The organism is Bacteroides sp. LFL-34 (assembly GCF_027257075.1).
In the GTDB taxonomy this organism is placed as follows: domain Bacteria; phylum Bacteroidota; class Bacteroidia; order Bacteroidales; family Bacteroidaceae; genus Bacteroides; species Bacteroides ovatus.
This window is the reverse complement of sequence record NZ_JAPQKZ010000107.1, coordinates 1-4,269: the sequence shown is the minus strand read 5'-3', so window position 1 is coordinate 4,269 and position 4,269 is coordinate 1. Positions and strand designations below refer to the sequence as shown.

Here is a 4,269-nt window from a genome sequence, read left to right as displayed (position 1 = left end):
ATGCAGCGCATGGGGCTGGCGAACCACCAGTACATCATCATCCGGCACAGTGGTACGGAGAGCAAGAAAGAACAAGCCCACCTGCACATACTGGCAAACCGGGTTTCCCTTTCCGGGGAACTGTACCGGGACAACTGGATAGGGAAAAAGGCAACGGAAGCCGCCAATGCCATAGCCAAGGAACGGAACTTTGTACAGTCGCAGGACATCGGCAAAGTCAACAAAGCGGAAATCAAGGAAGCCATGGACGGCGTATTGAAGAAGATGCAGGGCTTTGACCTTACCAAATTCAAGGAAGAACTTGGTAAGAGAGGTTTTAAAGTCCGGGAAGCCAGGGCAAGCACCGGGAAACTTAACGGCTACTATGTCACAGCCCGAAGCGGTACGGAGTATAAGGCAAGCGAGATAGGGAAAGGCTACACTCTCGCCCATATCGAGCGGACACAAAGCAAACTGAAGTGCAACTCAATGAACATATCTCATGGAAACAAACTCACACCCGGAAGCGGCAGCTTCCAACGTTAAGCAGGGACAGTACAGCCCCCGGAAAAGAAAAGGCACAACGCCAAGGGTAAATCCGCAGCTTGCGGTAGAACTGGTGTATCAGGAACTAAAGCGTGTTGAAGTCTATACGAAGCGCATAGAGGACGCAACAGCCCGAAAGGTGCAAATAGACGGGAAAAGCCTTGAAAGTGCCGAAAATCGTCTAAAAAACGTATTGGCGGACTTTGAACGGCAGGGGTACAGAATGAAAAACGGCGGTTATGTGGACAAACGGATTTCGTTCTACTCAATCCTTTGTGCTGTTATCTCCCTATTGTTCGCTTGTTTCATGTGTTATCTTTGGACGGATGCAGCCAAAGACCGGGACAACTACAAGCAGTATTATGAATACTTCCAAGAGCAGGCAAGGGAACAAAAGGGAAACAAATAAACATCTAACTTTACGAATTATGGGAACAACGGAACACGAAGAACCCCGGTTCTTCTTCATACTGAACAAGGGGGCGAAGTCCGGCGGCGAAATCACCCATGCTGTCCTAAACGGTAGCATCGTTTCGAAGCCGGCAGGCTGGGACGCCTTTCATGGGCTTGCACTGGCGAAAGAGAAACTAAGCAGCGAGGAAATACAGCAGCAGATGAAAGAACTTGGTATAGAAATGGAAATAGTTCCTCTGATCTGACAAGATTACCCTGGCGTATTTCAGCCGGGATAATCTTGTCACTTATCCTTGATTTTCCCTTTAATAGCGTTTATAATCCACCCTTTCGGATTGTTCTTTTCTCGTGATTTTCCGTTTAGGAGAGCCAGTTCTCCGATAAGGTCGGTTATCCTTTCTTGTGCCGTTATGAATGTCTCTTTGTTCCGGTTTATCTCTTCCGATGTGAAGCCGCAGGAATAACGGAGGTACTCGTACACATGGCTGTCTATCTGATATCGTGCTGTAACCTTTGCTTGCAATTCTTTCCCTTCCAGTTCTTCATCTCTGAACTGTGGTTGATAGACCGGGTAGAACCTAAACCCGGTCACCTTGCTACGTTTGTTGTTTGGGTTTTCACGCACTTTCACGTAGTTGAAAGTGTATGGGCAGCTCTCATCAAGCGCAGCCTTTGCAGGTTTCAAAACTCTTTCCTCAAAATGATCTATTCTGTCTTTTCCGTTCTTGTCCTTGTATTTGTCCGCAGGTATGCCAAGACGGTCTTTCAAGTTTTCAAGGGATATATCCAAAGGGTACACCTGCCCACTCATTAACATGTAAAACCTAAGGGAATACCCAGTAGGTAGCGCAAGAGCCTTGTTTAACTCAAATTCTCTGTACCCCTTGGCGAACTTGGTAAACACATCCCAAAGGTCGTTAGACACACGAAAGGTTATAATGCCAGTGCGTTTTTTATATTTTGGGTTAGATATAAATCCGCACTTCCACCATTCCTCGTCATCTTCGTAAGTAAAAAAACGTCCTGCCAGAGAATCGAGTGCGGCTATGATTTCATTGTAATCACGTCCGGAAAAAATAACGTCAGATACATGCATTTGTGCATCAACATCCCAAAGTCCATGCTCAAACTTGCGTTTCGTGCCTGCATAATCTTTCAGTTTTACTCCCTTTAGTTCAGCTTGGCACGCTTCCAGTATGCGAAGAACTATTCTTTGTTCGTGTATGGACATGTCTTGCTGTTTTGACCATGTATATACCCATGAAACAACAACATCTTTATTCTTGGTAATAGGTAGTTTCTTTTTCATAAACGATTGATTTGCTGCAAATATACACAATCCCCACATTAAAACAAAAAAAGAGGGGTAAAACTCCCAAAGTGTGGGGACTAATTTACTTTTAAACTCCCAAAGTGTGGGGACTAAACTCCCAAAGTGTGGGGAAACACATGTTCTAATCCCTTTATTTATGGGCGTTTGCGAAGAAGTGATAGAGCATATTACAGACGATGCTTATAACAGACAAGGGGAATTTATAGAGCTAAGTGGTTGATTTACTGTCGGAAAAAGAAAAACGATAGGGAAAAAGAGCAAAGCAAAACCAACCAACGGGCGGTAGGATTGGAAACGGTTTTTTATGGCGTGTACACGTTTGTGTACAAAATGTTTGTAATTTATTGAAATATAGCTATCTTTGTGCTGAATTTAAAAGCAAACAGATATGGAAGCATTATCAGTAAGAGAATACCGTAACAACCTCGCAGCGTCTTTCACCAAAGCTGACAATGGCGAGCAGGTACTAATTCGCAGGAAAAACGAGATTTACGCTTTGGTAAAAGTTGGTCGTGAAGATTTGATGATAACCCCGGAGCTGCAAGCAAGGATTGACAAGGCAAGGGAAGAAATCAAATCCGGAAAGTGTGTTACCCTCAAAAGCAGTGAGGATATTGATGCTTATTTCGACAGTCTATGATGTACACAATTAGGGTTTCCGACGGGGTGGATAAGGTGATTGCCAAATGGAAGAAATCAAACCCCAATTTGTTCAAGAAGTATAAGAAAATCTACAAAGAATTGTTAGAGCACCCTAAGACTGGGCTTGGGCATCCCGAAGCGTTAAGGGGCGGTGGGGATATTACATGGTCTCGACACATTACCGCCCATGACCGGATAATCTATGACATTTACGAGGAAGTGGTAGAGGTCTACATCTTGGAGGTAGAGGGGCATTACAACGATAAATGATAAAACTGTTATGGTCGAATATTGTGTTTACTGGTTAGAGAACGGCGAGCCTATGCACGAGGTGTTCTCTTCTCTTGCCGCCGCCGAGATGTACTCATGTGCGATAAGAGGGAAAGAAAACATTGAATGGGTGGAGGTGTCCGAAGAAGAAGCCATTGATTTGGACGAACTGGAAGACATGTTCCCGGATGACTTCTGCGGCGTGTAATCCCCTTGGGTAGAAATGGGGTAGAATTTGTTAGGCTGTGGGGGATTTTCTAACACGCCGGGGCTTTTTGCTGGGCGGTTAGTGTGGATGTATTCCCATGCGGCATGTGTATATATAGCAAGAAGTGTCCTTGTCGGACAATTCTTGCTTTTCTCGCTTTGCTCAAAAAGATTTTAAGATTACCTTTGTGGCATGGAACTAAGACGGAACGAAAAGATTACATTCCGGTGTACCGAACTTGAGAAGGACGCACTTGCGGAGCAGGCAGCCCGGTGCAGTCTAAGCGTATCGGAGTACTGCCGGAGTTTGTCCCTTGGAGGTCGTCCAAGGGAGAGGTACACCGAGGAGGAACGGCAGCTTCTCCGGGATATCGCCCAGTTGAAAGGAACACTCCAAAGACTGAACAACTACTTCGGTGGTCGCCAGTACCGGGAAGTGTTCGAGGAGAACCGGGCACTAATAGCAGAACTCAAAAAAATACTCTCACGATGATAGGGAAAGGGAAAAGCATATCACATGGTGTGGCGGCACTGGAGTACGACCTCGCCAAAGAGATAGACGGGCAGGCAGCAGCCACCGAGATAGCCCGGCATGAACTTTATGGGTGTACTGGTGCGGAAATGGTGCAGGAAATGAAACCGTATCACATTGATTTTCCGAACGTAAAAAACAACTGCCTACGTTTCGAGGTCAGCCCCTCGATAGAGGAAAGTGCCACCTTTACGGATGCGGACTGGGCGGAACTTGGTAACGACTTCATGCAGCGCATGGGGCTGGCGAACCACCAGTACATCATCATCCGGCACAGTGGTACGGAGAGCAAGAAAGAACAAGCCCACCTGCACATACTGGCAAACCGGGTTTCCCTTTCCGGGGA

The 4,269-nt window shown here is 46.1% G+C and carries 9 protein-coding genes; 8 read left to right on the top strand and 1 reads right to left on the bottom strand.

Annotated features, from left to right (window positions below; all coding sequences use genetic code 11):
* The 3 genes from N5O98_RS26920 to N5O98_RS26910 form a co-directional block, all read left to right on the top strand.
* The coding region (locus N5O98_RS26920) for a relaxase/mobilization nuclease domain-containing protein (RefSeq protein WP_269496214.1) at positions 1 to 525 on the top strand (525 nt) is incomplete at its 5' end.
* Positions 482 to 934, top strand: a complete 453-nt coding sequence (gene mbpC / locus N5O98_RS26915) for a mobilization protein MbpC (protein ID WP_269496211.1) — start codon at positions 482 to 484, stop codon at positions 932 to 934. The genes N5O98_RS26920 and mbpC, both read left to right, overlap by 44 nt.
* Positions 888 to 1,184, top strand: coding sequence for a hypothetical protein (locus tag N5O98_RS26910; RefSeq protein ID WP_442864774.1), 297 nt, complete (start codon positions 888 to 890; stop codon positions 1,182 to 1,184). The genes mbpC and N5O98_RS26910 overlap by 47 nt, the downstream gene beginning before the upstream one ends.
* Before the next feature lie 38 nt (positions 1,185 to 1,222).
* Here the strand turns inward: N5O98_RS26910 and N5O98_RS26905 are convergent, their stop codons facing one another.
* The gene (locus N5O98_RS26905) at positions 1,223 to 2,248 is read right to left on the bottom strand and encodes a replication initiation protein (RefSeq protein ID WP_269496208.1); all 1,026 of its coding nucleotides are present in this window, start codon (positions 2,246 to 2,248) and stop codon (positions 1,223 to 1,225) included.
* A gap of 412 nt (positions 2,249 to 2,660) precedes the next feature.
* Here N5O98_RS26905 and N5O98_RS26900 point away from each other — a divergent pair, with 412 nt between their 5' ends.
* From N5O98_RS26900 to N5O98_RS26880, 5 genes are all read left to right on the top strand, one after another.
* The gene (locus N5O98_RS26900; protein ID WP_004295507.1) at positions 2,661 to 2,912 is read left to right on the top strand and encodes a hypothetical protein; all 252 of its coding nucleotides are present in this window, start codon (positions 2,661 to 2,663) and stop codon (positions 2,910 to 2,912) included.
* Complete coding sequence (locus N5O98_RS26895) at positions 2,912 to 3,184, top strand: type II toxin-antitoxin system YoeB family toxin (protein WP_004295504.1); 273 nt, start codon at positions 2,912 to 2,914, stop codon at positions 3,182 to 3,184. The genes N5O98_RS26900 and N5O98_RS26895 overlap by 1 nt, the downstream gene beginning before the upstream one ends.
* Positions 3,185 to 3,194: 10 nt before the next feature.
* On the top strand, positions 3,195 to 3,392 hold the full coding sequence (locus tag N5O98_RS26890; protein WP_269496202.1) for a hypothetical protein: 198 nt from the start codon (positions 3,195 to 3,197) through the stop codon (positions 3,390 to 3,392).
* Between the two features lie 192 nt (positions 3,393 to 3,584).
* Positions 3,585 to 3,884, top strand: a complete 300-nt coding sequence (gene mbpA / locus N5O98_RS26885) for a mobilization protein MbpA (protein ID WP_269496200.1) — start codon at positions 3,585 to 3,587, stop codon at positions 3,882 to 3,884.
* Positions 3,881 to 4,269: relaxase/mobilization nuclease domain-containing protein (locus N5O98_RS26880; RefSeq protein ID WP_269496197.1), on the top strand; the 389-nt coding region annotated here is incomplete at its 3' end. The genes mbpA and N5O98_RS26880, both read left to right, overlap by 4 nt.

What these genes read in the sequence shown, in the direction of transcription:
- mbpC (WP_269496211.1), top strand. Translation starts at nt 482, where the DNA reads ATGGAAACAAACTCACACCCGGAAGCGGCAGCTTCCAACGTTAAGCAG.
- N5O98_RS26900 (WP_004295507.1), top strand. Translation starts at nt 2,661, where the DNA reads ATGGAAGCATTATCAGTAAGAGAATACCGTAACAACCTCGCAGCGTCT.
- mbpA (WP_269496200.1), top strand. Translation starts at nt 3,585, where the DNA reads ATGGAACTAAGACGGAACGAAAAGATTACATTCCGGTGTACCGAACTT.
- N5O98_RS26895 (WP_004295504.1), top strand. Translation starts at nt 2,912, where the DNA reads ATGTACACAATTAGGGTTTCCGACGGGGTGGATAAGGTGATTGCCAAA.
- N5O98_RS26890 (WP_269496202.1), top strand. Translation starts at nt 3,195, where the DNA reads ATGGTCGAATATTGTGTTTACTGGTTAGAGAACGGCGAGCCTATGCAC.
- N5O98_RS26905 (WP_269496208.1), bottom strand. Translation starts at nt 2,248, where the DNA reads ATGAAAAAGAAACTACCTATTACCAAGAATAAAGATGTTGTTGTTTCA.
- N5O98_RS26910 (WP_442864774.1), top strand. Translation starts at nt 888, where the DNA reads ATGAATACTTCCAAGAGCAGGCAAGGGAACAAAAGGGAAACAAATAAA.